This is a genomic window from Bradyrhizobium yuanmingense, assembly GCF_025200905.1.
Lineage (GTDB): Bacteria > Pseudomonadota > Alphaproteobacteria > Rhizobiales > Xanthobacteraceae > Bradyrhizobium > Bradyrhizobium yuanmingense.
The window spans coordinates 5,511,542-5,537,695 of sequence record NZ_CP104173.1; the positions used below are offsets into that span (position 1 = coordinate 5,511,542).

The 26,154-nt window shown below is 58.1% G+C and carries 23 protein-coding genes, 1 tRNA gene and 1 pseudogene; 14 read left to right on the forward strand and 11 right to left on the reverse strand.

Annotated features, from left to right (window positions below):
• Nucleotides 1-12 precede the first annotated feature (12 nt).
• Nucleotides 13-1,512 carry an alkaline phosphatase family protein gene (locus N2605_RS25745; RefSeq protein ID WP_260343556.1) on the reverse strand — a complete coding sequence of 500 codons (1,500 nt, stop codon included), beginning with the start codon at nt 1,510-1,512 and terminating at the stop codon, nt 13-15.
• Between the two features lie 359 nt (nt 1,513-1,871).
• Between N2605_RS25745 and N2605_RS25750 the strand changes: the two genes are divergently transcribed.
• The 6 genes from N2605_RS25750 (at nt 1,872) to N2605_RS25775 (ending at nt 7,880) form a co-directional block, all read left to right on the forward strand.
• The gene (locus N2605_RS25750; RefSeq protein WP_260343557.1) at nt 1,872-3,317 is read left to right on the forward strand and encodes an ABC transporter substrate-binding protein; all 1,446 of its coding nucleotides are present in this window, start codon (nt 1,872-1,874) and stop codon (nt 3,315-3,317) included.
• A 54-nt stretch (nt 3,318-3,371) separates the two neighbouring features.
• The gene (locus N2605_RS25755; protein ID WP_260343558.1) at nt 3,372-4,391 is read left to right on the forward strand and encodes an ABC transporter ATP-binding protein; all 1,020 of its coding nucleotides are present in this window, start codon (nt 3,372-3,374) and stop codon (nt 4,389-4,391) included.
• Nucleotides 4,392-5,294: an ABC transporter ATP-binding protein gene (locus N2605_RS25760; RefSeq protein WP_260343559.1), complete on the forward strand. Its 903-nt coding sequence runs from the start codon at nt 4,392-4,394 to the stop codon at nt 5,292-5,294.
• A 3-nt stretch (nt 5,295-5,297) separates the two neighbouring features.
• Nucleotides 5,298-6,233 (forward strand): ABC transporter permease, encoded by a 936-nt coding sequence (locus tag N2605_RS25765; protein ID WP_260343561.1) that lies wholly within the window; start codon nt 5,298-5,300, stop codon nt 6,231-6,233.
• A gap of 126 nt (nt 6,234-6,359) precedes the next feature.
• Nucleotides 6,360-7,139, forward strand: a complete 780-nt coding sequence (locus N2605_RS25770; protein WP_260343562.1) for an ABC transporter permease — start codon at nt 6,360-6,362, stop codon at nt 7,137-7,139.
• A 9-nt stretch (nt 7,140-7,148) separates the two neighbouring features.
• The gene (locus N2605_RS25775; protein WP_260343563.1) at nt 7,149-7,880 is read left to right on the forward strand and encodes a peptidase C39 family protein; all 732 of its coding nucleotides are present in this window, start codon (nt 7,149-7,151) and stop codon (nt 7,878-7,880) included.
• Nucleotides 7,881-8,292: 412 nt separating this feature from the next.
• Here the strand turns inward: N2605_RS25775 and asnB are convergent, their stop codons facing one another.
• From asnB to N2605_RS25800, 5 genes are all read right to left on the reverse strand, one after another.
• A complete protein-coding gene (gene asnB, locus N2605_RS25780; protein WP_260343564.1) occupies nt 8,293-10,185 on the reverse strand; it encodes an asparagine synthase (glutamine-hydrolyzing) in 1,893 nt (630 codons plus the stop codon).
• Nucleotides 10,186-10,431: 246 nt separating this feature from the next.
• Nucleotides 10,432-11,217: a formyl transferase gene (locus tag N2605_RS25785; protein ID WP_260343565.1), complete on the reverse strand. Its 786-nt coding sequence runs from the start codon at nt 11,215-11,217 to the stop codon at nt 10,432-10,434.
• 29 nt (nt 11,218-11,246) lie between these two features.
• Entirely contained in the window at nt 11,247-11,858 is a 612-nt protein-coding gene (locus N2605_RS25790) for a CDP-alcohol phosphatidyltransferase family protein (protein ID WP_260343566.1), read from the reverse strand.
• A 635-nt stretch (nt 11,859-12,493) separates the two neighbouring features.
• Entirely contained in the window at nt 12,494-13,651 is a 1,158-nt protein-coding gene (locus N2605_RS25795) for an MFS transporter (protein WP_260347491.1), read from the reverse strand.
• Nucleotides 13,652-14,081: 430 nt separating this feature from the next.
• Entirely contained in the window at nt 14,082-15,119 is a 1,038-nt protein-coding gene (locus N2605_RS25800; protein ID WP_260343567.1) for a hypothetical protein, read from the reverse strand.
• Between the two features lie 158 nt (nt 15,120-15,277).
• On the opposite strand from N2605_RS25800, the gene N2605_RS25805 reads away from it, so the two are divergent.
• On the forward strand, nt 15,278-16,477 hold the full coding sequence (locus tag N2605_RS25805; RefSeq protein ID WP_260343346.1) for an IS256 family transposase: 1,200 nt from the start codon (nt 15,278-15,280) through the stop codon (nt 16,475-16,477).
• Here N2605_RS25805 and N2605_RS25810 read toward each other — a convergent pair.
• From N2605_RS25810 to N2605_RS25820, 3 genes are all read right to left on the reverse strand, one after another.
• Entirely contained in the window at nt 16,452-17,060 is a 609-nt protein-coding gene (locus N2605_RS25810) for a hypothetical protein (RefSeq protein WP_260343568.1), read from the reverse strand. The genes N2605_RS25805 and N2605_RS25810 overlap by 26 nt on opposite strands.
• Before the next feature lie 1,275 nt (nt 17,061-18,335).
• Entirely contained in the window at nt 18,336-18,554 is a 219-nt protein-coding gene (locus N2605_RS25815; protein ID WP_425248813.1) for a DUF3551 domain-containing protein, read from the reverse strand.
• Nucleotides 18,555-19,108: 554 nt separating this feature from the next.
• A complete protein-coding gene (locus N2605_RS25820) occupies nt 19,109-20,308 on the reverse strand; it encodes an IS256 family transposase (protein ID WP_260343346.1) in 1,200 nt (399 codons plus the stop codon).
• Between the two features lie 296 nt (nt 20,309-20,604).
• On the opposite strand from N2605_RS25820, the gene N2605_RS25825 reads away from it, so the two are divergent.
• Both N2605_RS25825 and N2605_RS25830 read left to right on the forward strand, forming a co-directional pair.
• Nucleotides 20,605-20,680 (forward strand) — tRNA-Ile (locus tag N2605_RS25825).
• A 455-nt stretch (nt 20,681-21,135) separates the two neighbouring features.
• Nucleotides 21,136-21,354: a hypothetical protein gene (locus tag N2605_RS25830; protein ID WP_260343569.1), complete on the forward strand. Its 219-nt coding sequence runs from the start codon at nt 21,136-21,138 to the stop codon at nt 21,352-21,354.
• Between the two features lie 38 nt (nt 21,355-21,392).
• Here N2605_RS25830 and N2605_RS25835 read toward each other — a convergent pair whose 3' ends face one another.
• Both N2605_RS25835 and N2605_RS25840 read right to left on the reverse strand, forming a co-directional pair.
• Entirely contained in the window at nt 21,393-22,088 is a 696-nt protein-coding gene (locus N2605_RS25835; protein WP_260343571.1) for an RES family NAD+ phosphorylase, read from the reverse strand.
• Nucleotides 22,085-22,519 (reverse strand): antitoxin Xre/MbcA/ParS toxin-binding domain-containing protein, encoded by a 435-nt coding sequence (locus N2605_RS25840; protein WP_260343573.1) that lies wholly within the window; start codon nt 22,517-22,519, stop codon nt 22,085-22,087. The genes N2605_RS25835 and N2605_RS25840 overlap by 4 nt, the downstream gene beginning before the upstream one ends.
• Nucleotides 22,520-22,732: 213 nt before the next feature.
• Here N2605_RS25840 and N2605_RS25845 point away from each other — a divergent pair, with 213 nt between their 5' ends.
• The 5 genes and pseudogenes from N2605_RS25845 to N2605_RS25865 all read left to right on the forward strand — a co-directional run.
• Nucleotides 22,733-23,470, forward strand: coding sequence for a hypothetical protein (locus N2605_RS25845; RefSeq protein ID WP_260343575.1), 738 nt, complete (start codon nt 22,733-22,735; stop codon nt 23,468-23,470).
• A gap of 79 nt (nt 23,471-23,549) precedes the next feature.
• The gene (locus N2605_RS25850; protein WP_260343576.1) at nt 23,550-23,933 is read left to right on the forward strand and encodes a patatin-like phospholipase family protein; all 384 of its coding nucleotides are present in this window, start codon (nt 23,550-23,552) and stop codon (nt 23,931-23,933) included.
• The gene (locus N2605_RS25855) at nt 23,869-24,504 is read left to right on the forward strand and encodes a CBASS cGAMP-activated phospholipase (protein ID WP_260347492.1); all 636 of its coding nucleotides are present in this window, start codon (nt 23,869-23,871) and stop codon (nt 24,502-24,504) included. The genes N2605_RS25850 and N2605_RS25855 overlap by 65 nt, the downstream gene beginning before the upstream one ends.
• Nucleotide 24,505: 1 nt before the next feature.
• The gene (locus N2605_RS25860) at nt 24,506-25,285 is read left to right on the forward strand and encodes a CBASS cGAMP synthase (protein WP_260343577.1); all 780 of its coding nucleotides are present in this window, start codon (nt 24,506-24,508) and stop codon (nt 25,283-25,285) included.
• Nucleotides 25,286-25,589: 304 nt separating this feature from the next.
• Nucleotides 25,590-25,889, forward strand: a pseudogene (locus N2605_RS25865) (integrase core domain-containing protein); the annotation flags it as partial.
• Between the last annotated feature and the right edge of the window lie 265 nt (nt 25,890-26,154).

The following is a 26,154-nucleotide window of genomic DNA, read 5'->3' on the forward strand; positions in this document are numbered from 1 at the left end:
CAAATGGTCCCCTCAGGCTTTCGACTGGATCGGATTAGCGTCAGGTTTAGCATTCTTGGGTTCCACCAGCGGGGTTACGGCCGCTCCTCTCAGATAAAGACGTTGTCGGTAAAGCTCCCGGAAGACAGTTGCCCGGCGCGTTGAAGAGGCAATTGAGACGCTCGCATCTTCGACATCATACTGACCTGAGTCCTCGCGATCTTGCAAAGCTTCTTCGATGATACGGCCGTGCACGGTCGACGGTAGCGGCAGTCCCAAGCTGGAAAGAATCGTCGGTACCAGATCAACGATACTGGTTGGGGCAGCAACAACTCCGCTTCTAAAGGTATTGCCAGCAAGGATGCATAATGAAGACAGCTCCTGCGCCGAAAGCCCTCCGTGCATGCCAACACCGATCGGATAGGTCCCGTCGTAGTACACGGCGTCCGGCGAAGCGCTCCGATTGGCCGCGCGGCAATCGGCGAGAACAAACGACAGATCCGCGCTTCGTTGGTGTTCGGCCATGACAGCAGAAAGCGGGAGGGTGTTGGCGACGAGCGGAGCGCCATCGGAAGCCTTACGTGAGAAAGCCACGCCAAACCATGGCTCCTCGGACAGGCACTGATACATCTCTGTCAGAAGATCACCCTCTCTGTCCCGGGCCCAAATGTTGACAACCCGTTGAGCGGTGATTGCGGCGTCTATCTCGGGCGTGAGCTCGTATCCGACCTTGAATCCCGACCGCTGCAAGTGTTTCAATACGGAGACCTTTTCTCCGATGATGGCGTGCCCATGATCGGATGCAGCAATAAGCTGTACTCCTTCCCGCTCTCCTTTCTCGCTCCACCAAGCGAAAATGCGCCCGAATTGCCGATCGACCTCATGGAGGACCTCACGGGCCGTAGGATGCCGAAGTCCGAACATGTGATATGTAATGTCCGGCTCCGAAAGCCATAGGAGGCTGACCTCCGGAGGTGCTTCTTTCTTCAGAAACGAAAAGAATAGATCGACGACACGCTCAATGGTAGCACGCGCCGGCTGCTCGTCGGGAGGGAGCATCGGAAACGACGGCGCAATCCGGCGAACGATCCCATTGCCACTGAACTTTGATGGGTCATGAACCCAGAACGCCGGCGCACCTGTCTGCCAACTCCCCCAGCTCGAAAGTCCAAACGAGCCTTGCGACTGAGATCCAATCGACAGCATCGCCCTTCCATGAGCCGCCAAAACTTCGCCGATCGTCGTGGCGGTGAGGACGCCGCCGCGTTCGCCGCCGAGCGTCAGGAGCGCCGAGAGCGAAGATCCGTCGATCGACCGACCGTTTGCCAAAAAGCGGTTGCCGATGATTCCATGCGCCGAGCTATGTCCGCCAGTGGCCAGCGCGGCCGACGAAACCCGCGTCTCACTGGGAAAGGATGAGGTATGGCGGGCAAGTCGAAGCCCGATTTTGGACAGCTCGACGAGATTCGGCGTGACTGCCTGGTGTAGCTGGTCAGGGCGGAGGCCGTCCAGCACGACAATTACAAATTTCATTCGGGCGCCTTCCAGCTCCGATTCCCGAGTCTCAACCTACGAGGGTGGTGGCCCCCCTGTCCAGAGCTACCTAGGCACCTAGGCTTGTCATGATGGTGTCACATGGTGTGAATTATATATCTCGCCATACGCGAACCGCCCCTCAGAAAACATTGTGCGAGTCCGGCCGGCCCGAGCGCGAGTACGCGAAGCTGCATGGTCCAGAAGCTCGGCATTCTCGATAAGTATATCCAACTAAAGGATCTGTGATGAATACCTGTAGCCGACGCGAGGTTCTCAGATTGGCCGGTGGGCTCTGCTTGCTTCCATCGACCTCTGTCTTTGCCCAAGACGCTGGCCGTACCTCACTGCGGATTGCAATGCAGGACCTGCGGACCGAGCTCGATCCGCTCCATCCCCGTGCTACGGCGCTCGTGAGCTTCCGGGTGCTCGAGAGTATCTACGACAAGCTCTTCGCAATCGACTATCAACGGGGCGGGCAGCTTCGGCCGATGTTGGCCGAAAGCATCGAGGCTCTCGACAGCACCACGTATCGCGTGTCTCTCCGGAAAGAGGTTCGATTCCACGATGGTGAAGAATTAACCGCAGAGGACGTCGCATTCACCTTCGGTGCGGAGCGTATGCTGGCAAAGGACAGTCCGGGTTTTGGCGTTGGCCAGATCAGCTTCCCGTCGATGAGCGCGGTGCGGGCAACCGGTCGACATACTGTCGAGTTTAGCACCAAGGTGCCCGACCCTGTTTTTGTCAAACGCCTGACCTCATATGGGGCTGGCATCGTCTCAAAGGCGGCCTTTCTGAAGGCGGCAACATTCGATCAATGGGCTAGGGCTCCCATAGCGGCGGGGCCATACCGGGTCGTTGAGGCCGTCGAAAACCGTTACATCCGCCTCGAGGCGCACGAGGGGTACTGGGGTGGAAGGCCGCCGCTGAAGGGGATCGAGTTTCGAATGGTGCGGGAGCCGGCGGCACGCGTCTCGGGCCTTCGCGCTGGCGACTTCGATATCATCACAACCGTAGCGCCGGATCAGTTCGATATCCTCGCCGCGGACAAGCGTTTGGACGTGGTTGGAGGCGACACGATGTCCTTCCGCACGCTGGTCTATGATTCGACCACCAATGAGGTGCTGCGGGATCCGCGCATCAGGCGCGCCATGAATCTGGCGATCGACAGGCAAACCATTGCCAACAGTATTTGGCGCAAACGCATAAGTGTGCCGCCTTCCCATCAACACCCTGCTTACGGCGCTCTCTACAATCCTGACCGGCCAATCCCGCGGTACAATCCAGAAGAGGCGAAGCGGCTCCTTGCCGAAGCCGGTTATAATGGGGCAGCAATTCCCTTCAAAACGGTCGGCAATTATTACACGGCCGAGCTGATCGAAACTCAAGCCATCGCTGCAATGTGGAGGGCTGTCGGCCTGAACGTCGACATCCAAATGAAAGAGAATTGGTCCCAAGTCGAAGACCGCGTGGGCCGCGGTGTGAACAACTCGTCTGATGGGACATACTACCCCGACCCCACCGCATCGTTCGTCTCGCGCTGGGGGTCCCAAAGCAATTTTCAGAGGGGTGGATATTGGCGGAACGACAGATTCAACGTGCTGGAGAAGACCTTGCTGACCGCGCAGGATGCCGTCGAAAGGCGAGCCGCGTATCAAGAGATGCTCGACATATTCGACGAGATTGATCCACCAGGAACGGTGCTGCATTCGCTTGGCGAGTTCTTCGGAAAGCGCGCCAACATCAAGTGGACACCGACGCAAACCGGTCTGATGGATTTTCGGCCAGGCGCAATCAGCGCCTAGCTGAGAACGCCTTGGGGCTAGACTCAGAAGACTTCTGTCTGCTCGGAAGGTGGAATGATGGACCAAACCACTTCGCATGCGCTTGAAGCGCCTTATGTCCAAATCTTTGAGCATGGCAATGCCGGGCGCCCGGCCATCACAGCTGGCGGCCCGCCGCTTCTCAGCATTACCGGATTGACCGTCGTTCTTGCGGACCGACCCGAGACGCGCCTCCTGGACGCCGTTCAGTTCGAGCTGCGGAAAGGTGAGTTTTTCGCGCTTGTTGGCGAAAGCGGCAGCGGAAAGAGCGTTCTGTGTTCGACCATCATGGGCGTAGCAAGCTCCGAACTGAGATGTTTCGGCGATATTCAGATCGAAGGCAGGCCTCTTAGCCATGTCGATCGGCGCCGGCGTGCCATGATCTACCAACAGCCAAGTCTATATCTCAACCCCGTCCGGAACATTGGATTCCAGCTTCGCGAGACCATCCAGATGATCGGCGGCTTGAGCAAGCGAGAGGCGAGCGAAAGAGCTGTAGATTTACTTTGCGATGTGGGGATTGATGATCCAAAAGCGACAATGAGAAAATATCCGCACGAGATGTCTGGCGGAATGAATCAGCGCGTCATGATTGCTATGGCGCTCGCGATGAAGCCGAAGCTTCTGATCGCAGACGAGCCGACCTCGGCGCTCGACGTCACCACGCAAAGGCAGATCCTTGATTTGCTCGAACGGCTCCGCTCAGACATGGCAATCCTCTTTGTGACCCATGATCTGGGAATTGCCCTGCAGCGGTCGGATCGCATCGGCGTTCTCTACGCCGGCCAGTTGGTCGAAGTCGGGAGTGCCGATCTCGTCGCTCGAACTCCCCTGCACCCCTATACGCGCGCGCTATTCTCCGCCGTCCCACCATTATCGGGCCATCCGCGGCGTCTGCACAGCCCTGCAGGCAACCTCCCTGAACCAACTCAGCGCCAGGCCGGCTGCAATTTCGCATCTCGGTGCTCCGGAACGCTAGACATCTGCCGGCACACAAGGCCCGCCTTGCAGGGCATTCCACAACAAGCGGTGGCATGCCACAACTTGGAGGCATGAATGACATCGCCAATCGAGCCTCCTCGCGTTCGTACAGCGCGCGCGTCCTCCGAACCCATTCTCGAGCTGCGCAATGTCGATTTTTGCTACCCGGCTGTTCGCCGCTCCGCTGGGGAGGTCCTTGGCGGCTCGAGGCTGAACAAGATCGACATGACCATCCATCGTGGGAAAGCCCATGGGCTGATCGGGGAGTCCGGCAGTGGCAAAAGCACAATTGCGAAGCTTCTGCTTGGGCTGACGGCGCCACAAGCGGGCCAGATCTTTTTTGAGGGCGAGCTGCTGAGACCGAATCGAATGGCTGCGTTCCGCCTCCGTGTCCAACCTGTCTTTCAGAACCCTGTCGACGCACTGAACCCAGCCTCCCCGATCGGCAAACAGATTGTCGCGCCCCTGCTTGTGAACTTCAAAATGAAGTCTTCCGATTGTGAGGCTCGGCTTGCTGCAGCAATTTCCGCCGTCGGCCTATCGGGCGACATCCTTGGCAAGTTACCGCATCAGATAAGCGGCGGACAGGCGCAGCGCGTCAATATAGCGAGGGCGCTTATTCTCGATCCCGAGGTTCTGATTTGTGACGAGCCCGTCTCCGCGCTTGACATGACCGTTCAAGCTCAGATCTTGAACCTTCTGTCGGATCTGCGCGAGAGTCGGGACCTGTCCCTCTTATTCATCAGTCATGACATCAGATCCGTCGGCTATCTCTGCTCAGAGATCACCGTCCTGAAGCGCGGAAGCATTGTTGAGAGCGGTTCACGCGATGAGGTGCTGCTTGAGCCAAAGACGGATTACATGAAGTCACTACTCAGCGCGGTGCCCTATTCTGAGCTCGGCCGTGAGACGGCGAGCCCCTCAACGCCCTGTTCGCATCCTGCAGAGCGTCGGCACTTGCCGGCGGAGAGGCGATAGCCGATGAGGGGAAACGCCCAAAAGGTATTTGCGAGCAAAATTGCTCGCGCATTGGTCACGCTCGTTCTGATGGTGACGAGCGTATTCATCCTTATGCGCTGCGCAGGCGATCCGGCAACCGTCTTACTTGGGCCAGACGCGACCCCGGATATGCGCGCCGCATATTCAGGCGAATTGGGGCTCGACCGCCCGATCTTGGCACAATATCTGGCCTATCTCCATAACATCGTCCGTGGCAGCTTAGGCGTCTCTTACGTGTTTCGACAGGATGCACTCGGTGTCGTCCTCAGCCACCTTCCGTTGACGCTGATACTTACCTGCTCTGCTCTTACCTTGGCGGCGGTCACGGGCATTGCGGCAGGAATAGCTGGCGCGGTGTTTCCATCGACCTTCATAGGCCGTGTGTGCACGATCGGAACCGTCGTGGGACTGTGCGTTCCCAGCTTCTTCCTGGCAATCGTCTTGATGCTGGTGTTCTCGATTCAGCTTAATTGGTTGCCGACCGGCGGCGCTGACAGCTGGCGCAGCTTGGCTCTGCCGGCAGTAACTATGGCGGCCGCAAGCTCCGCCGTCATTGCCCGCTACACTCGCGTGGCCGTTCGTGAATCGCTGGATAGCCGGTATGTGTTGGCTGCGTTTGCGCGCGGCATTCCGTTCTCGCGGATATTGATCCACCACGTCCTGCCCAATGCGGCGGTGCCGATCCTGACCGTAGTTGGCCTGCTCATCGGCGGAGCCGTAACTGGCTCGACGGTCGTCGAGACGGTCTTCTCATGGCCGGGTATCGGAAATCTCTTTGTCACGTCCGTCGGCAACAGAGATATTCCAGTGGTGCAGGCAATTGTCCTGCTTGCTGGCACTGCGATGATCATGACCAACCTGGCCGTCGATCTCGGTTACACCTGGCTCGATCCGCGGTCGAACTCCTCGGAGACATAGATGAGTACCGCCTGGGCGCGTGAATGGACTTGGAACATCTTTCCTTCTTCGAAAGCCCGACGCGCTCCGCGTAGGCCACCCAAGGCAGGACTCTATGGTGCCTTAATATGGATCGTCGGATGTCTGTTGATTGCCGCACTGGCCCAGCTGATCTCGCCCTATCATCCAGCACAGATCTCCTTGGATGCTCGGCTTTCGCCTCCACTATTCCTCGGCGGCACGCTGGAACATTTGTTGGGCACCGACGAGCTCGGCCGCGACGTGCTGGCGCGCTTGATATATTCGATCCAGATCAGCATGCTCGTTGCGGTGGGCGGGACCTTCATTAGCACCCTACTTGGCGTTTCGCTGGGCTTCCTCGCTGCCGAGCTTGGCGGACTAGTCGACGAGGGAGTCATGGCACTGGTCGATATGCAGGCTGCTGTGCCGTTCATGATGACCGCACTGCTTGTCATAACGATATTTGGCAATTCGCTGGCACTCTTTGTGTGCCTTGTGGGCTTGCACGGTTGGGAGCGCCACGCCCGGATCGCGAGGGGGCTTGCTTTGACGGCCCGCAATCGGCTCCATGTAACGGCCGCGCGGACCTACAACGCCTCGCGGGTCCATATCTACGCAAGGCATATTCTCCCAGCCTGTGCACCGACCATCGTGGTCGGCATGACCCTTGGGCTCACCGAGACGGTTCTCCTGGAAAGCACGCTGAGCTTTCTGGGACTGGGGATACAACCGCCAATGTCGAGCTTGGGCAATATGGTGGGATTCGGCAGAGACTATTTGATGACCGCATGGTGGATCGCGCTCGCGCCGGGGCTCGTCATCGCTGCGACAGCGATCGCACTCATGACAATTAGCGAGGCGCTGCGCCAGATGAGACCTCGCTCAGCTTCCTTCACGTCGATCTGAGGAGACGTCATGTCGCGCCCGGATGTCGAAAGCTCACTAAATCAAATGGTCAGGAACGTTCCTCTGTATCGGCAAAAGAGGAAGTTCACTTGTGGACCATCTTCCCTGATGATGGTCATGTCCGCGCTAGACGAGCGATATCAGCCGAATGAGACAGCTGAGCTCGAGATCTGGCGAGAGGCAACGACCATTCACGGCGGCTGCGGACCGGTTGGCCTGGCATTGGCCCTCAAACGCCGCGGCTTCGCAGCGCTTGTTGTCGTGAGCCATGATGAGCTTTTTCTTAAGTCTCGCGCTTCACAAGGCAGCGAGGTGGAGGTGATGCGGATTCTCCAGGAGCGAGATCTCGCCGAAGCAGACCAGCGAGGCATCCCTGTCCATCTTGGCACCTACAGCCTCGATGACCTCTCGAAATGGATGGCGGCACGGTGGTATCCCATCGTAATGGTCAGCATTGAGTTCGAAGCTAAAACGATCACACATTGGGTGGTAGTGACCGGGACCGACGCCGATTACGTATTTTTCAATGATCCTCTCAAAGATCCCGCCGAGACAGATGCTGCCACGCGCGTCGACCACCTAAGCTTTGCTAGTATGACCGAGTTCGGTCCCAGCCGGGAAAAGGCGGTCATTCTTGCGGGCTTTCCCAAAATGGCGAATGTCACGCTTCCGCTTCCCAGGATTCGTGCCAGCCATCAACCTCGGCCTGACACGCCGAGCATTTCTGATCCCGAACGCTGATGCATTTGGCAGCCGGTAAATGCCCACCCTATAGCCACGATCGGTGCGTCTCGAAGCGTGCTGTCGAGCGGTCTTCGGTCGGCAGCGCCGGTATGCACTGAGTTCGGCACCAGCATAACCAGCCATAAGGGGGCCTGCCCTGCATTCTTACCGCGCGTTCTTCAAGCGAGCGTTTTCGGTGGGCGCGCGAACACGTCAGGGCGCTATCATGGTCAAAATCCTTTACTGGCGTCCTAATGCGCTCGCGTAGTCCAGCGCAGTCCAAGCCGCCCTCAGATCGTGCGCACTGGATAGCACGATCGCGCATACACATTTTCGATCGGCCCTGGCATTCTCCCGCGCAATACCGATCGGCTCGAGGCTTCGCCGCTGATCGGATTGACTCCCGCACAGCATTTGATCCGCAGAAAATCTATGGAGAGAGTTCACGGAGGAAGATTTCTAGATTGCAGATCAGCCAGAGTTGTTTTCCGAATGTATCGTTTGTCGCTTGAGAGCGGCGTTCATACCACCGCCGGAGAGCGTCAACATCGAGATAATCAGCGATCGCTGGAGAGTCTTTGAAGATTAAGTCCCGAAACGGCGCCGAGCTCTGGTCTGTCGCCCACTTACCCAGGGGCAACGGAAATCCGAGCTTCTTTCTCGTGATCACACTTGCGGGTAGGCTATTACTGTAAAGGATGCGCAGCGCGGCCTTGGAAACGTCGAGCGTCTCGCTAAATTTCTCAATCGGCGCAAAGGCCGCCTGAAACCGGGCGAAGGGGTGCCTCCAACGCAGATGTTCTGAGAACGGCATGCGCAGAGCCATTGCAACGATTCGATGGTCTGTGAAAGGCACGCGAGACTCCACACCCGCCGCCATAGTGGTGTTATCGACCATTTCCAACAGCGCCGGCAGATGATGCCGCACAAAGAACTGCCTTACGCGCTCGGCCGGAGTGGCGCCGCCTGAATGGTAGGCGCTGTTCATCCAATCGATCAGCTCCGCATCGTGAACAATGTCCTTTCTCCATGCCGATGTCCCCAGCTCCAGCTTCTCGACTTGGGGAAAGTAAGTGTACCGCGCAAGAAAGAGCTCGAATTCGCTCGCCTTGAACTTGGGAAGGCCGATATGACGTCGCGCCGGGCGACCAATGACGTCAGGCAAAACGGTCAGCAGCGCCTGCCGACGAACATCGAAGGACAATCTGAAGATTCGGCTGTATCCAAGGAATATCTCGTCGGCGCCTTCACCGGTAAGGAGGACCTTGTGAGATTGGCCGACTGCCAGCGCAAGCAAATACATCGCAGCTTCGTTGTGCATGCCGATTGGATGCCCACGTAATGCGGTAAGGCGTTTAACCACATCCAGGCTCGTTGCCCCAGGTAGCCGGACCAAGACGTGGGCGAGCTTGAGGGATTTCGCGACCTCGACAGCATAAGGGCTTTCATCGTACAAATCGTCGCATACGACTCCAGTGAAGCATGTCGGCTTTTGTGACGAGTGCCTTGAAAGCTCGAAAGCCAAGATACTGGAGTCGAGTCCTCCGGAAAGCAGCGCCGCGACTGGCGTGTGGGGCAGCAAATGTTCCGACACGGCGCTGCCGATCAAGGTTTCGAGAGAACTGAAATCACCACTATCATCCGGGCGGGCGGGATCCCACCAACGCGTATGCTCGTGCGATTGAGCCGTGATCTTCAGCCAGGTGCCGGGTTGCAGCTTTCGAATATCTGCAAAAAGGGTCCTCTCGCCGAACACGGCGCGGTAGGAGAGGAAGCTTGATAATCCAACGGAATCGAGTTTCGAGCGGACCCTCGGCCACTGCAGGATGGCTGACGGCTGTGAGGCAAAGACAACGCCATTATCCGCGCAAGCGTAATATAGCGGTTTAATTCCGAGCCGATCTCTGACGAGGAACGCTGTCCCCGTCTTTTGATCGTGGATTGCGAAAGCAAACATTCCCCGCAGACGTTTGACGCTATCAATCCCCCAACAAGCAAACGCCTTGCAAAGTACCTCCGTATCCGACTCTGTGCGAAACTGGTATCCGCGCCGAAGCAAGTCCCGTCTTAAGTCACGGTAATTGTAGATCTCGCCGTTATACGTGATTGCTAGGCCGAGCTCCTCATCGAGGAACGGTTGATTTGACCGAGGATCCGGATCGATGATGGCCAGCCTCCGATGCGCAAAGGCAAAGGAAGGCGTCACGCAACTGCCACTCGCGTCAGGCCCCCGATGGGCTAGCGTCTGAGCGCAACGCGCCAGGTTCCGCTCGGCAACTGACTTATCAGCAATCCGTCCGATGAATCCGCAAATCCCACACACAGCTAGCCTCCTCCGCGTGCTAAGCCGCCTCCCATGCGGTCGGGGCGCCGGCTCGCCGAGCACCGCTCGATAGACTGGATGCTACAAAAACAACGTCCACAGCTAAGACAACCCTCACTCAATGAGCGGGCAATTCGCAGGCAACTCTCTGGGTCTCCGCGGACCTTCTCGCAAAGCAGCGCGGCCGCAAATATTTTTGGATTACATGCCGCGATGCGCACCAAGTGAAATCTTATCCCTAAAAGGCTAAGCACCCCTAGTGAGCGTCCGAACCTCGTTGGTCAGAACTCGTTCGACGAGCCACTTCGGAGGCTCAATACGTGGCGGAAGATATAGAGCACGGTAGAGGCGATCGAGTTCTTCGGCGCTGCGTGGAACGTCCGACGAATCCAAAAGTGCGGTCATCATGCGTATGGGATAGAAGCAAGCCTTGCGCTTGTCTTGAGCGATCAACTCGTCTTGGCAGCGCCGGGTAAACGATCCGTCCAACAAACGCAGCCACACCTGGCAGAAGAGCGCGTAACCATAAAGTTGCGCTCTGGTATCCAAAGAAAGAGCTGTCTCTGAGGGCAACACGGGGAAGTGCAACTCGCCGATAATATCGCCCCTGTCCACTCGCTCCGACAAGAAGTGGACAGTCACCCCGAAGCTCTTCTCGCCATTGAGTATGGCATGCGTCCGCGCAAAACTGCCGCGATATTGAGGAAGTGGGCCCGGATGAAGATTAATGCCTCCTCCTTCAAAACGTGTGAGGATATGGGGCGGAAAAATCTTGTTCCACATGACGCTTACGAGGAACTTTCCGACAGCAGGAACATCGTCTATCGACTCGTAAAACGGTATTCCGAAGCGCTCTGCGACTTCCCAAAGCTCCTCGCGGGTCTCATCCCGCCACCATGTTTTCTCGTGCCGGGACGCACCGAGAATGCCCGCGATGTGGTCCTTGCCGCAGGACTCGATGACAAACAGAAGACAGCGGGTCGCAAGTCCCCTAGTTCCGGCAAATACCACGCCGTTGGTTAAACTCGACATTTTTCGCCTTTATGACGTTGTAAGCAAGACTATTGGCCCGCTCTACTCGTAATTAATAGCCCGGCGGACGCACTGGCCGTCACGCCGATGGTGAGCACATGCACAACAGTCCCTGAGGCTTTGATCTTGAACGGGGCGATGTGGAGCAACGATAGCGGTACAAAGACGGCAGGAAGAACGATGCTTAGCTCAAGCGGCGCGATAATGTGGTCTACTAGCAAGATCGCCGCGAGCACTGGCAAAGCGTAAGAGAGTGGTAGACCGGTCGAGTAACCGCGATCGTCCAGCCCGAAATAGTCAAAATATGCAAGGCGAAGAGCTCCGATCAATATGAGGAACGCTGTGAACACCGCAGATGCTGGAGACGAGATGAAGGATGCGATGACAATTGCCGGGATGATTGATCCAAAAATGAGATCTGAGAACGCATCGAGAGCTTTACCAATGGCTTTGGTGGCGGCTGTACGATTCTTGGTGCGCCTGGCAATTTCGCCATCCACGTCATCAGCGATGATCGCCCAGAGTCCAAGCGCTATTCCTGCCTCCTGGTGTCCTCTCGTTGCTAACGCGATCGCTGCTCCAGAACAAAGGATACCCACGGCGGTAACGGCGTTTGCGCGGTCAGATAGGTATGCGATCATCAGACCTCGATGTTGTTGTCTTTGCAAGGGACGATCGGAATCGCGGGCCTTGCCAACCGCAACTGCAACTTAAATTGGAATAGGTCCGAGTTGTCCGCAAACTACCAGTTCTAGTAGGCGCGCTTAATGGTTCCTCGAGCTAAGACGGCCGCTCTTCCCGTCAGGCGAGGCTGAGACGAGACGAATCCGAGCATCGGTTAACTTGGCCCCTCTCCTATACAGCCTGAAATTCAACCGCTGCAAAGGGGCCCACCACGAAGGGCACTTGCTGAATCGTCCCGGGCAAAGACGCGAAATGCTGCCGAACGCCCCGGCGAATGGTGGTGTCAATCACACCGGCCAAATTTAACATACGAGGAGGCCTCGACGTGCCGCTCCTCAGCCGGCGGTCTGATCTTCGAGCGCGGCCACGAGCCCCTAGGTGCGCCAACGTTCGTCGCTCCAGTCGCCTCGCGCAGTTAATTGCGAATCCGAACCCTGCACAGTACAGCCAGCTCTGCTGGACACGGGCCGAAGACGGCGTGATGAGCTAAACTGCCAAGCGTTGGCGATTCTCCATCGAAGATGCCGCAGACAATTGTTCACTACCCGTCAAGTCGGGCTTGCCCCTCGATCTGAGGCGGGAACACACTCATTCAACGGCTTGGCTTTCGGTTCGATCGAGCGCTCACCAGTGCGAATGAAAGCGTGCTTCCTATTGCGCAGATGGTTAGTGATGTCAATGCGAAGGCTATACCATAGTTGTTTTGGATGACACTGAAGAAGAATGGCGCGAACGACGCCGTAGACAATCGGAAAGTCGTGATCAACCCGACCCGTGTTCCATACCCGTTCGGCCCGAAGACTGAGAGTGGCACGCTTCCGCGACAGATGCTGTTGAGACCAGAGCTAAACCCAGCGAAGGCAACAAAGATTGCAATTCCCACGAGAGAGTGAGGCGCCAGTACGGTGACGAATGTCGCGGCCGAGAGCATAACGCATGAGAGTATGGTGAGTTGAATGGGGGATGTCCTCTCGGTAAACGAGGCTGCAAATAACCGTACTGCGACCTGGGACGGGCCGAAGAGCGTGGAAACCAGGGCGGCCCCCTGCATGTCTAAACCGATAGACGAAAGGATTGGAATCATCCGGCCGAGAAGTGCTGAGAAAACAAAGGTCGTTAGCGAAAAGCCGGCCGTTATGAGGACGAGATCAAGCAGCTTGGAAGAGGACTGGCGTTGCGGGCCACGGACTTTGCTCTGATCTCCAAGGCTTACGAAGGACCGGCCAAGAGCCACTTGGACTAATGGGAGGGCGAGGAGAACATTGCAGCCTCCGTAGATCCAACAGACTTGTCTCCAGGATATCAAGGTGAGCAATAACGAGGTCAACGGCCAAAACAACGTTGACGAGAAACCGACGATCAATGTCAGGAGCGCCATTTGCCGTCTTGCATGAACCGCATCTCGCTGTACCAAAAACACGAAAGCAGCCTCATAGAAGAGAAAGGCCGACGCAAGTTGCATACCGAATAGGGCGATTGCAAAGACGACCGCATTCCAAGAAATTGCTGCAACTCCCAGGCTCGCGCCTCCAACGAATGAGGCGACTCTCATTGTCTTGCCTGCGCCGTATCGGTCCATGAGGCGACCGGCAACTAGCGATATCAGCGCACTGGCAAGCAAAGCTAAGGAGAAACAACCGAGTATCCACTCCTCTGTGACCGCGAGGTCGCGGCAAGCCTCTTTGGCAATGGCCGCCACGCAATAATAAAGCGTGCCGTAGCTGATGATTCCTGCACTGCCCAGTGCCACAACGATCAACCTATCATCCTTCCGGACGGGTCGTGATCTTCTCGGTTCCGGGCGCATATGCCGAGTGCCTACCTAATGCGGATCACCTGCGTAAAATAGCCTCTGTACGCCCCCCGATTGCGCCCGATCAGTTTTGTTTCAGACATGCGATGATGCGAACGGCGGGGCCGGCCGACTATCGACCGCCGTTCGGGCGCGTTGTGACGCCTTGACCACGCACCTCGCCGGCAGACTTCTATGCAACCTTGGTCTTGACCAACCACACCATCAAACGGTCCAGCCTGCACCGCATTCCTGGCAGTCAAAGACGCAATCAGCTTGGCCAGCGCCAATGAAACCATGCGAGCATGGACTGGGCTGGCTTGTCGTCCCAGATGATCCGTCATCAGCATCCGCTGCTTGCTAGGACTTACCTTTAAAGCACCGGCCGCTAGGGACGACTTGCACATTTTACACCACCGGCCTGATTTGTTCGGGTACGCTTAGCGCGCCAACTCGCTTGTCCGAATTGTCGCCTAAAGGTAACGCCGCTGTACTTGGCTGCGGATGCACCCAAGTGAACAACGCCCGTCAGGCTGCCATCGCGAAGGGTCCCTTCGAACTCATAGTCCAAGCCCAACGGATCGCCCGGCAATTGTGAGAACAGCTTCAATTTAGATCCAATTATGTTGCCCCGGCACTTGCCCGAAACCTCGGCGCCGACGTGCGTGCCCGCAACATTTTGGCGGTCCTGTCGCAGCATGAACGCATGGACAGCGCTGCCGTGAAGAAAGTCGATATAGACCTGCCATGTTCCCGCCAGCTCCTCGAAAGCGCCCTCTTGTGGTGCCGCTGGCGCTAAAGGCGGTTCTGTAATGGCATGAACGATCGAACGGCCGACGATCTCGGCTTCGACTTTGGTCAGATTGGTCGGATCGACGACAATCCGTTGCGGGCGTTGCCAACAGTCGTGCAACACAATGCGTGGGCGAGCGCTGGCCAGCTTTTTGACGATCAGGTCGGCATTCGCCGAGAACGTTTTAACCTCCCAAGAAACTGCTAATCGTGGATTACAGAATGCGGCGTCTGGTTCTATCTCTTCGACAGAGAGGCCAGGAACGCTCAAAAACTCGCGCTTCATTATCGAAATGCACTCGCGCCATCTTTCCATCGCACGATCAGCCCCTCCCTTCACCCAATGCTCCAACGCGACGTAAGCGCCAATGATCTCGTCTTTTCCGACCTTCATTGACCGGCCAAACGATTGGCCAGGAGGCCCATTCAGGTACGCAGCTCGGCATAATCTTTCCGAGCCTAGTAAGAAGCCAGTGGATTGCGGTCCGCTGATATACTTGCCGCCTGAATGGATCAGTAGATCGGCTCCACTTTGAAGCCAAACGTTGGGAAAATTTGGCGCTGCTCCGGCCCCGTCTACAATCAGGGGAATTCCGAGTTGTTTGGAGCGCAGGGCAATTTGGTCAAAGGGCAAGAGGTCGTGTCCCAGCTGGTGGTGTAGCTGGAGCGAAGCCGCTCGCGAAGCGCGCCCTCATATAGCGCCGTAGCGAGCGAGCGGCTTTGCGGGTGGTCACCGATGATTCGTCGGTAAGGTTTGGATTGCGACAGCCAACCTGATTCGAGGAACCACCGATGACCGACGACATGATGAACCTGCGCGCGCTCGTGGAGAAGACCCCTGATGCCGATCTGTTGCGCGAGATGATCGGCTTTGCCGCCCATCGGCTGATGGAGCTGGAGGTCGAAGGCCTGACCGGGGCCGCCTATGGCGAGAAGAGCCAGGAGCGGCAGGTCCAGCGCAATGGCTATCGCGATCGGAGCTGGGAGACGCGGGCCGGCACGGTCGAACTGCGCATTCCCAAGCTGCGCAAGGGCTCCTACTTCCCGGGCTTCCTGGAGCCGCGGCGAATGGCCGAGAAGGCGCTCACCGCGGTGGTGCAAGAGGCCTATGTCCAGGGCGTCTCCACCCGCTCGGTCGACGACCTGGTGCAGGCGATGGGCATGAGCGGCATCTCCAAGAGCCAGGTGTCGCGGCTGTGCGGTGAGATCGACGACAAGGTGAAGGCCTTCCTCGCCCGTCCGATCGAGGGCGATTGGCCGTATTTGTGGATCGACGCCACCTACGTGAAGGTGCGCCAGAACGGGCGCATCGTCTCGGTCGCGGTGATCATCGCAGTCGGGGTCAACAGCGACGGCCGGCGCGAGGTGCTCGGCATGGATATCGGCCCCTCCGAGGCCGAGACGTTCTGGACCGCGTTCCTGCGCAAGCTCGCCCGCCGCGGCCTGCGCGGCGTCAAGCTCGTGGTCTCCGACGCCCATGAGGGGATCAAGGCGACCGTGGCCAAGGTGCTCAACGCCAGCTGGCAGCGCTGCCGTGTCCACTTCATGCGCAACGCGCTGGCGCATGCCGGCAAGAGCGGGCGGCGTGTCGTCTCGGCCTTCATCGCCACCGCGTTTGCCCAGGACGATGCCGAGACCGCACGAGCGCAGTGGCGAAAGGTCGCCGACCAACTCCGCCCTAAGCTGCCAAAGCTCGCCGCCTTCCTCGACGAGGCCGAGACCGACGTGCTCGCCTACATGAGCTTCCCGGCCGCGCACCGCGCCAAGCTGCACTCAACCAATCCGCTCGAAAGGGTCAATGGCGAGATCAAGCGCCGAACCGAAGTGGTCGGCATCTTTCCCAATGAAGACGCCATCGTCCGCCTCGTCGGGGCGATCCTGCTCGAGCAGAACGACGAGTGGGCCGTCCAGCGCGGCCGCTACATGACACTGGAAACCATCGCCCCGTTGGGCGATGATCCCGCCGTCAGCTTCCCGGCAATCGCCAGCTGACCGATCCGGCCCATGCCGGCGAACGTGGTGACCCGCACTCAGCTACACCACCCCACGGGACACGATCGGGCAAGACCGACTTTGGAATATCGGAGGCAACAACACATATTGCTGCGATCTTCTCGGTTTGAAGGTGATCCAGGTCTGCGGCAAGGGCGATAGGAAGCACCATACAACCGACTGCTCGAATTGCATGCTCGTAAGCCATTCGCTGATCAGCAGCGACAACCACCATTTTCTCGCCTGTTAACGGGAGCTTCAGCATCTTTTCTGGATCGTTACCAGCTACGCAAGCAGCAACCGCCTGACTTACTGCTGCTGCACTTCCAGCGGTCACGAGCCCCCATTCGGCACCGGTGAGCGCAGCCAATTTCCGTCCAACCGCTTCCGCCAGTTCGTTCAGAACGACAAAGCCTTGACCCGAGGCTTCCATTGCGGCGAGCACAGAGCGCGTTGGATTGCATCCGCCGTAGGAGGTGCGCACGCCGGTGCAATTAATGATCGGCTCAACGCCAAGATCGCGGAACACTTGACCTGCAGCGGAGCTGTCATGCGGCGCACGATCGCGATCATCTAAGGTCATTGAAGTACCTCTCTAAGATTTTCCCGTCAGAGCCGGCGCCGATCGCACTGCTGACATCAAGCAAAGAAGGGAAGCTCGAGCGCATACAAAAACTGGAGTCTGCTCTACCACCACTCTTGCCGTTGCGAAGGACGCTGGGATCAGTCTTCGAAATCTTCACGCAGAGGTCGCAAAAGGCTCGCGCGTAGCGCCGGAGGTTCTATCTATGCTCCGCATCTAATAGCATGCGACCTGACGGACGTCCGTCATGCGGCTTTCCCTCCTCCGCGCCACCCATGACAGCAACCCGAAGCATGATCTCTACTCGGCAACTCCTACCGCGCCGCAAGCAAGAGCATCAAAACTCGTGCCACTTCGGTGATGCGCCGGGCTGCCACTTTATTTCTCCCCAATCCGTTCGACTCTACGACACAATCAAAATACGAGTGTGGCGAACCCAACAAACCTAACAAAGCGTCGTATCAGTTTTCTTACCGTTAGCGAGCTTGTCCCATTCCGATGTTCGGCTTACTCTGCGCCTTCGTGGAGCAGCTCGGGCGGCAGGTTCACCAGCGCCTTAACGATCCAATCCCGAGCAATCACATTTGACGGTTCCGTGACGATGGCTACTTGTGCGTCTCTGAACGCGCGCTCGATCCGCGCGACCGCCTTTCGACTTGCGGGTTTAGCAATCGTAAGTGAGCGATCTCACCAGAACGCGCTTGCAAATCAAGAGGTCACTCTAGAAGGACACTAACGCAGCTGACCTACAACCTCGCGCATGGTCAAATGCCTCACTCTTTCGAGAATGTTGCTGCGCATTATTCGCGCGGCTGATTTCGACTCATGATCCCCTCTCGGAGATTGTTTGACGATGCGCACCAAACACAAACTACTTTGCTATTCGGACATAGTTAGCTTCCTTCTACTCCCAGCGAGCGCGTCGCTTGTTGCTGTGCGGGTGCAAGCAAATCATTTCCTCGACTGCGAAGAAGCCCGCTCATTTGCTGCGGACGTCCGGGGGCGACAGCGTAGCCGAGCCTTCACTTGACTACTGCAGCTTAGCCGATTGGGTATGGAATATTCTTTATCGCACCCAGCATCTAAATGATTGGAATGATCGAACTCGCATGAACGGACCACGGTCCAACATGCAACGTCATCTGGGACCAGTCGCAATCCAACGAACGGCCGCGGCGAAATCGTCGCAGAGCCAGGTGAGATCGGCCGAACGGCCCCTCGAGCCGCGACAGTCCGCGCTTGCGTCCAGCGCCGCCGTGATCCAGCAATTCTCATTCACATCAGCGCAATTGCTTTCGTTGTCGCTAAGAAGGCGTAGATCGGATTGATACCGCAGTAAGCGTAGGTACCGGATGCAGTAGCCATACACTGGCTATAGGTTGAGAACTGGCAGTTACCTGGATAGCCCCAAGTACGGCCCTGCAGGCAGTAAACGTCTTGGCTATCCGGTGGGGTACACGTGAACCCGCGAAGCAGCGGTCGAACGCGATCCAACGCCGATGAGGATGGGAACTGCTAGTAGTCCGATAACGAGAAGGTAACGCATGAGATCTCTTCCCTTCTAGTCAATCGCAGATAGCCAGTCCACTGGGTCTACCGCGTGCCCGTCCCTGCCGTCGCGATGAAACTTGAGCAGGACGCTGGTGCAAGCAAGGCGCAGGCAACAGACGGCAGCCGGAACGGTGTGGCACCCTAGCGGTCACCATTTTTCTAGAATTGACCGGATCTCAGAGCAGCCTTCCTGCGACTTTGCGTGGCGGAACGCAGCTTCCGCGCGACTGAGCCCATCCGATCGGAGAAAACTCGTAGAGCAGCTAAATGTACGTGGCCCTGTCTTCGATGCGTTCCTTGGTCGGCGAGCTCTGTGGGCACCACCTCATGAACGGTCTTGCGCGCCCACGGTACGAAAGGACTACCGTCCCCTCGGAGCTTTAATAACACCCGCTGGAGCGAGCCGAGAAGCGCACGCAGTCAGTCAGCCGATCGTGTCCCGTGGGGTGGTGTAGCTGAGTGCGGGTCACCACGTTCGCCGGCATGGGCCGGATCGGTCAGCTGGCGATTGCCGGGAAGCTGACGGCGGGATCATCGCCCAACGGGGCGATGGTTTCCAGTGTCATGTAGCGGCCGCGCTGGACGGCCCACTCGTCGTTCTGCTCGAGCAGGATCGCCCCGACGAGGCGGACGATGGCGTCTTCATTGGGAAAGATGCCGACCACTTCGGTTCGGCGCTTGATCTCGCCATTGACCCTTTCGAGCGGATTGGTTGAGTGCAGCTTGGCGCGGTGCGCGGCCGGGAAGCTCATGTAGGCGAGCACGTCGGTCTCGGCCTCGTCGAGGAAGGCGGCGAGCTTTGGCAGCTTAGGGCGGAGTTGGTCGGCGACCTTTCGCCACTGCGCTCGTGCGGTCTCGGCATCGTCCTGGGCAAACGCGGTGGCGATGAAGGCCGAGACGACACGCCGCCCGCTCTTGCCGGCATGCGCCAGCGCGTTGCGCATGAAGTGGACACGGCAGCGCTGCCAGCTGGCGTTGAGCACCTTGGCCACGGTCGCCTTGATCCCCTCATGGGCGTCGGAGACCACGAGCTTGACGCCGCGCAGGCCGCGGCGGGCGAGCTTGCGCAGGAACGCGGTCCAGAACGTCTCGGCCTCGGAGGGGCCGATATCCATGCCGAGCACCTCGCGCCGGCCGTCGCTGTTGACCCCGACTGCGATGATCACCGCGACCGAGACGATGCGCCCGTTCTGGCGCACCTTCACGTAGGTGGCGTCGATCCACAAATACGGCCAATCGCCCTCGATCGGACGGGCGAGGAAGGCCTTCACCTTGTCGTCGATCTCACCGCACAGCCGCGACACCTGGCTCTTGGAGATGCCGCTCATGCCCATCGCCTGCACCAGGTCGTCGACCGAGCGGGTGGAGACGCCCTGGACATAGGCCTCTTGCACCACCGCGGTGAGCGCCTTCTCGGCCATTCGCCGCGGCTCCAGGAAGCCCGGGAAGTAGGAGCCCTTGCGCAGCTTGGGAATGCGCAGTTCGACCGTGCCGGCCCGCGTCTCCCAGCTCCGATCGCGATAGCCATTGCGCTGGACCTGCCGCTCCTGGCTCTTCTCGCCATAGGCGGCCCCGGTCAGGCCTTCGACCTCCAGCTCCATCAGCCGATGGGCGGCAAAGCCGATCATCTCGCGCAACAGATCGGCATCAGGGGTCTTCTCCACGAGCGCGCGCAGGTTCATCATGTCGTCGGTCATCGGTGGTTCCTCGAATCAGGTTGGCTGTCGCAATCCAAACCTTACCGACGAATCATCGGTGACCACCCGCAAAGCCGCTCGCTCGCTACGGCGCTATATGAGGGCGCGCTTCGCGAGCGGCTTCGCTCCAGCTACACCACCAGCTGGGACACGACCCAGTCAGCCTGTTACATCGAGCAAAAATGACCAAGGCGTGTCTCGATTAGCCCTTCCTTCAGTTGGCATTGCCAGAATGCCTGCCAACCTGTAAACGAGCGCGCACCATTCCGGGCTCGCTTGAGCGGTTGCCCGCAGCGGGGCCTGTAGCTCAATGGTCAGAGCCGGCCGCTCATAACGGTCTGGTTGCAGGTTCGAGTCCTGCCGGGCCCACCAGCATGATCAACAGCTTACTTCGTTCTTGTTGCGTGCGGCGCGGCCGGCGCACCAGAAACAACCGCACCAGATACGTCCATTTTTTTGTTCGTGGATAGGTTCGCGCATCAACGCGTCAGACAGGCAATTCGGCAGGCGAGCGCGTTTTGGCGAAGCATCAAATTGGGTTCGCTGCCGCTGACTTATGGATCGAGCTCGCAGGTGCCGATCAGCCATGTTCAAACCGTAGAATACTGAGCGGCAGCGCCGCATAGATCCGCGCGTTCCGAGTGCCGCTGAGAAATATCCGAACACGCGCGAAACGCTCAGAAACTTGCCCGCACTCCTACTTTAGGCGAAGCTACGAGCGGTACGCGAAGCATACAGTGAATATTGTTGGACTCTGCTAATAGTATGTTTGTCGCGCCGAATTCGCCCACATTGCCTAACTGAACTATCGAGATGGAGATGCCGCAGTGGAAACTAGCATTCGTGCCCGCCGAATTGATTGCGATCCTTCTGAAGAGCACATCTTGCGACGCTTGGGCGGCGCCCTGATCGTGCACTGGGACTCGCTGTCAGAGCTTCAACGTGGAGTTCTTTTGAGCCATGCGAGCCTAATGGGTGATAGGGAGAATGCGACTCAATTGATGATGCAGATCCGAGGCTTCATCGATGCGCACAAGGAAGTGTGACGAAATCCAATCAACTTCCGACATCCCAAGCTGAGTGATCATCTGCGGACGTCAGAAATTTTCGCAATCGTGGGAACGGGCTGCCCTTCCCACTTTAGTACCCACGTCTCACCCTGCTGAAAATTCTGAATGAGCGCTGGCCAAAAGACCGCAACGCATGTGCCTCCCACATGGCGGACAGAAGGGTAAACGATGCCGTTCAGACCGTTTGTTCTGGCGTCACTCGCAAACTTTTGTCCCGCCGGGTAGGCTGTCCCAGTATCTTCGTGGAGATAGTCAGGACGAGGATCGAGGCCTCGCACATCGACAAATTCGGCGTCGAGATCCGCTCTCAACTCGATATAACGTGTCTCGTTGTCGTAGTCAGCGCCGCACGCTTCAATCGCCCGAGTTAGATGATACGCCACCTCCTGCAATGAGGTCTCCGGCTCCAAAGCGCAATACCACGCTCCCCACTCCGCTGGATTGAAGCGACTGCCATTAGGCCGAGCGTAAGCGAACGCGGCATTGACATATTGATACCCGTAGCCTTTGGCCATTGCTTCAGGGGCGACGCCGGGAATGCCTTTTTGCTGCGCCTCCTGCCTGCCACTGGTGACGCTTTCAAGCGCCTCCAGGTGAGATCGAGCACCGAAGCTGCTGGCGAGCCGCTCAAGTACAGGCGGCTTGTGATTGGCATTGGAAATCAGACGGACTGTTCGCGCGGCCGTGACGCGCGAGAGCTTGCAGTTCAAAGGCCGCCCCTCAGAGCATCAATATAGCCGCGCGTTCGGATCATCGCTGGAATACCTTCGGCGATCATGACGTCGATCGGCGCGCTGCCCGCAAAAATAGCCTCGGTGTTAGGGCGACGGACCCACTCGTCTGCCAATCTTTCGGAGAAAAGGAGATGCAGTCCCTTGTAGATGCCTATTAATGCACTCACCCGGGTCAGCGAATCTTGAGAAAGCACGCCGTCCCACTCTCGCGCTTTGATTCGGAACCAAGTACGCTCTGAGCCTTCACCGAGCAGCGCCACAGCCTGCTTAGTGGTGAGCCGCCAGATGTCGCTCAGCGTGATGAATGCATCGATCGCTGAGGGAGACAGCTCAGCCCGTATCTCTTCCCTGCTGAGGTCGGGGATCGCCTTGGCGGACGGCTTGGATTGGGCTGACGCGGGCATCATGATGAGTACGCTCCTCGCGAGTCGCAAATTAGCATGCTGCCAATTGGCAGTAATTACAATCCCGAAGTTCAGTAAATGTTCCGTAAAGGGGTGCCATACTACCTCCGCCGGCAGTGGCTCCGGTGGCGCTTCGCCGGGCTTCAAAAAGTGATTGGCCCATTGCTCTCACGCGACGGTTGCGCTTGGATGCGTTTTTCGGGTCGGGGATCCTCCATGCGTAGTTTGGGTGTTGTGGCGCTCTGCGCCGTGCTGGGCGGCTGCGTGTCGACTGGCGAGACGGTTTCTTTCAAAGCGTCAAATCCGCAACAGCAAGCGCTCATGCGGGACGGGCAACCCGCCCTCGTATCTCGGCAAAAGAGCTCGCTCGTCCTAGTGCGCCCCGCGTCCAGGCAAATGCAAGCGAACGGTCGGCCGGTCTTCGTCGTCGGCATCAACAATCTAGGCAAGCAGACGGTCGACTTCCGCGTTGGACAGGTCGAGGCCGTCCAGCACGCCGCGGGCTCCGACTTCGAAATGAAGGTGGTTACCTACGAGATGCTAGTGCAGGAGGAGCGAAATCGGCAAGTCGCCGCGGCTCTCCTCACCGGTATTGCCGCGGGAGCGAACGCTTACAGCGCCGCGAACGCTGGACATGGTAGCTACACGACCTCCAGCGGACGCACTGGAACGTTCTATAGCCCAGCCGCGGCCGCGATCGCGCAGAACAACGCGGCCATTCAAAACGAGGCAATGATCGCGGCTACTGTCGAGACGGGCCAGCGTAATATGGCAGCCCTGGAGCAAGCCGTAATTAAGGACAACACCTTGATGCCTGGCGAGTGGTATGGCGGGCAGCTCCACCTTGCGCCACCTACTGACCAAGGCGGCGGTCCTAAAACCTACACCATCGTTATCAGTGTAGGTACCGAACGACACGTCATCGACGTGGCCCAGGGACCAGCCGGGGCCTAAGCGTCTTCGAGCTCGTCGCTTCAACACTACGGATCCTATTTTGACTTTTCAGATCCTCTCACTGTCTGGCGGAGGCTTCATGGGCCTCTATACTGCCTGCGTCCTCACTGAAATTGAGAACGAGATCAAGCGTCCAATCGCATCCTGCTTCGACCTCATCGCCGGCACCTCCGTGGGCGGAATTATCGCGCTTGGTCTTGCAGCCGAAGTTGAAGCGGCCGAGATCAGAAATGCGATCGCGAGTGATGGGCCAAAGATATTTTCTAGGAAACCGCCGCCGCAAAGTGCGCTCGCTAAAAAGGTCGCCCTCGCCTCGAACGCTCTACGCGCAAAATATCGCGCCGACACCCTTCGGTCGACGATCATCGACCTGGTGGGAGAGACGACCAAGCTCGGGGATCTCCAACACCGCGTTATGGTGCCGAGCTGTCAATCTCACCAAAGGCTCGCCGCAGGTTTTTAAGACTGACCACCATCCGAATTTTCAGAGAGACTGGAAGGTGCCGGTGGTCGACGTCGCGCTTGCCACGTCGGCGGCGCCGACATTCTTTCCCCTCCACAAGATTGGCGGAGAGCTTTTCGCAGATGGCGGGCTCTACGCAAATTCTCCTGATCATCTGGCCCTTCACGAAACCGAGCATTTCCTCGATCAGGACCCTGAGGATGTTTGGATCCTGAGCATCGGCACGACCACCTCCCGATTCTCATTCTCTAACTCCGGTGAGACTGATCTGGGCTGGATGGGCTGGATGGATAACCAGCGCCTTCCGCGAGTGATGATCTCAGCCCAACAATTAAACACCGAATACATGATGGGGCACCGCCTCGAAGCTCGATATCTGCGGATTGACCATCAACAATCTCCTGAACAGGAGCGACAGCTTGCGCTGGACGCAGCAAGTGAGGGAGCCATTAGGGATCTTTGGGCACTTTCGGAATCCTCGATTCGCGACAACCTCGGCAAAGGCCCCCTCCGTTCGTTCCTGAAGCACACGGCGCCGCCAGCACAGTTCTACAATCGGAAGGCATCGTGACGTGGGAATTGCTGCAAGCCTATTCTATAACACTGATGAGCCAGAGATTTCCCCCGACTGGCGAGTGCGCCCTTCCGACGAGCAATACAACACGCAACAGGAGCGCTGGAATGACCTTGCGATCTACTTGAGAGATGACCTCGCCAAGCGGTCCGACTGCGCGATCGCATGGTGGCTGCAGGGGTCTTACAAATTCGGCACTCAAATCCGTCCAGCGAGCCCCGAAGAAGAATTCGATATTGACGTTGGCATATATTTCCAGTGGGCCGGCGAGCCGGACGACGGCAAGCATAGCCCGCTCGATCTAAAGACTTTCGTTCAGGAGAGCTTGGTGAGCTGTTGCGATGACGATGGCAACGATGCATCCGAGGTCGAAGATCCTCCTAAGGCTCAATGCAGTCGGGTGCATTTCGACAATAGCTTTCACATCGATGTCCCTTCCTACCATCTCGATAGCAATCGCGATGCGCGCGCTTTGGCTACAGCCGAAAACGAATGGGAGAATAGCGATCCCAAGGCAATCTATGGATGGTGGAAGGACGCCATACCGCAAACTGATCGACCACGGTGCCGCCGGCTCGTGCGCTACTTCAAAATGTGGGCTGCGCTGCGGTTCGGAGAAGGTTCGCGCCCGTCGTCGATACTATTGACCGTGCTCGTTGGCGATGCATTCGAAGAGCTAGACAAGGATGAACTGAGTGGGGAGGACGATTTTCTGACGCAACGCTGCGGGTCGTGGTCGGCCGCCTGCAACGATCGTTCATCGTCAAAAATCCAGTAAATAAGCAAGAGAACCTCAATCGCCTGTCCCAAGAGGATTCTTCTTCGCTGCTAAACAAGCTTGAGGGATTCCTCTCGATAGCCGAACGAGGCCTCGCGGCCACCACAAAGACAGCCGCTGCCGACGTGTGGTCCGAGGCTTTCGATCAATTCTTTCCCATTCCAGAAGAAGACGATGAAGAGGAAGCCGTTCTCAAGGCAACTCAAAACCGAGCGCTTGCCACCCTGACCTTTAATCCCGTTGTCAATGTGACGGCAACCGTCGGCTCTAGAACGTTCGCTGGAGTGGATGGAACCGGGCCCATACCCGCGAGTGCCTGGCGCTGGTGGCGGACACTTCGCTCTCCGGCATCCGGGTAGCGCGAGAGCTGGATCAGCTGGTGATGCAGCGCGGCAAGCCGAAGATGGTGGTCAGCGACAACGGCACCGAACTCACCAGCAACGCGATCCTGACTTGGGCCGATCGGAGCCGCGTCGCCTGGCACTATATCGCTCCCGGCAAACCCATGCAGAATTGGCTTCATCGAAAGCTTCAACGGCCGGCGGATGAATTGCTGAACGAGACGCTGTTCGCGTCGCTGGAAAATTTCAAAAACCAGGTCGCGGATCGCGTCGGCTTCCTCCCGCGACGAACTCTGAGTGCCGTCATGCGCCACGGGTAGATAGCGGAGACCGGCGCCGCAAATTCTACCACTCGACCTGATCTCCTGATTTTCCAGGCCGGGATGAGGATGCAGACGGCCGTCGTAGAACATGTCGGAATTGAACGAGCAGATTTGCGGATGCAGGCGCCAGGTCTCGGGGAGAAAGAGCCCTCGGTCGGGTGGCACGGTGGCGTGGGGACCGACGATGTGGTCCAGAGAGGAGACG

What these genes read in the sequence shown, in the direction of transcription:
- N2605_RS25760 (WP_260343559.1), top strand. Translation starts at nt 4,392, where the DNA reads ATGACATCGCCAATCGAGCCTCCTCGCGTTCGTACAGCGCGCGCGTCC.
- N2605_RS25755 (WP_260343558.1), top strand. Translation starts at nt 3,372, where the DNA reads ATGATGGACCAAACCACTTCGCATGCGCTTGAAGCGCCTTATGTCCAA.
- N2605_RS25810 (WP_260343568.1), bottom strand. Translation starts at nt 17,060, where the DNA reads ATGACCTTAGATGATCGCGATCGTGCGCCGCATGACAGCTCCGCTGCA.
- N2605_RS25785 (WP_260343565.1), bottom strand. Translation starts at nt 11,217, where the DNA reads ATGTCGAGTTTAACCAACGGCGTGGTATTTGCCGGAACTAGGGGACTT.
- N2605_RS25820 (WP_260343346.1), bottom strand. Translation starts at nt 20,308, where the DNA reads ATGACCGACGACATGATGAACCTGCGCGCGCTCGTGGAGAAGACCCCT.
- N2605_RS25850 (WP_260343576.1), top strand. Translation starts at nt 23,550, where the DNA reads ATGGGCCTCTATACTGCCTGCGTCCTCACTGAAATTGAGAACGAGATC.
- N2605_RS25775 (WP_260343563.1), top strand. Translation starts at nt 7,149, where the DNA reads ATGTCGCGCCCGGATGTCGAAAGCTCACTAAATCAAATGGTCAGGAAC.
- N2605_RS25765 (WP_260343561.1), top strand. Translation starts at nt 5,298, where the DNA reads ATGAGGGGAAACGCCCAAAAGGTATTTGCGAGCAAAATTGCTCGCGCA.
- N2605_RS25790 (WP_260343566.1), bottom strand. Translation starts at nt 11,858, where the DNA reads ATGATCGCATACCTATCTGACCGCGCAAACGCCGTTACCGCCGTGGGT.
- N2605_RS25750 (WP_260343557.1), top strand. Translation starts at nt 1,872, where the DNA reads ATGCAGGACCTGCGGACCGAGCTCGATCCGCTCCATCCCCGTGCTACG.
- N2605_RS25845 (WP_260343575.1), top strand. Translation starts at nt 22,733, where the DNA reads ATGCGTAGTTTGGGTGTTGTGGCGCTCTGCGCCGTGCTGGGCGGCTGC.
- N2605_RS25805 (WP_260343346.1), top strand. Translation starts at nt 15,278, where the DNA reads ATGACCGACGACATGATGAACCTGCGCGCGCTCGTGGAGAAGACCCCT.
- N2605_RS25745 (WP_260343556.1), bottom strand. Translation starts at nt 1,512, where the DNA reads ATGAAATTTGTAATTGTCGTGCTGGACGGCCTCCGCCCTGACCAGCTA.
- N2605_RS25840 (WP_260343573.1), bottom strand. Translation starts at nt 22,519, where the DNA reads ATGATGCCCGCGTCAGCCCAATCCAAGCCGTCCGCCAAGGCGATCCCC.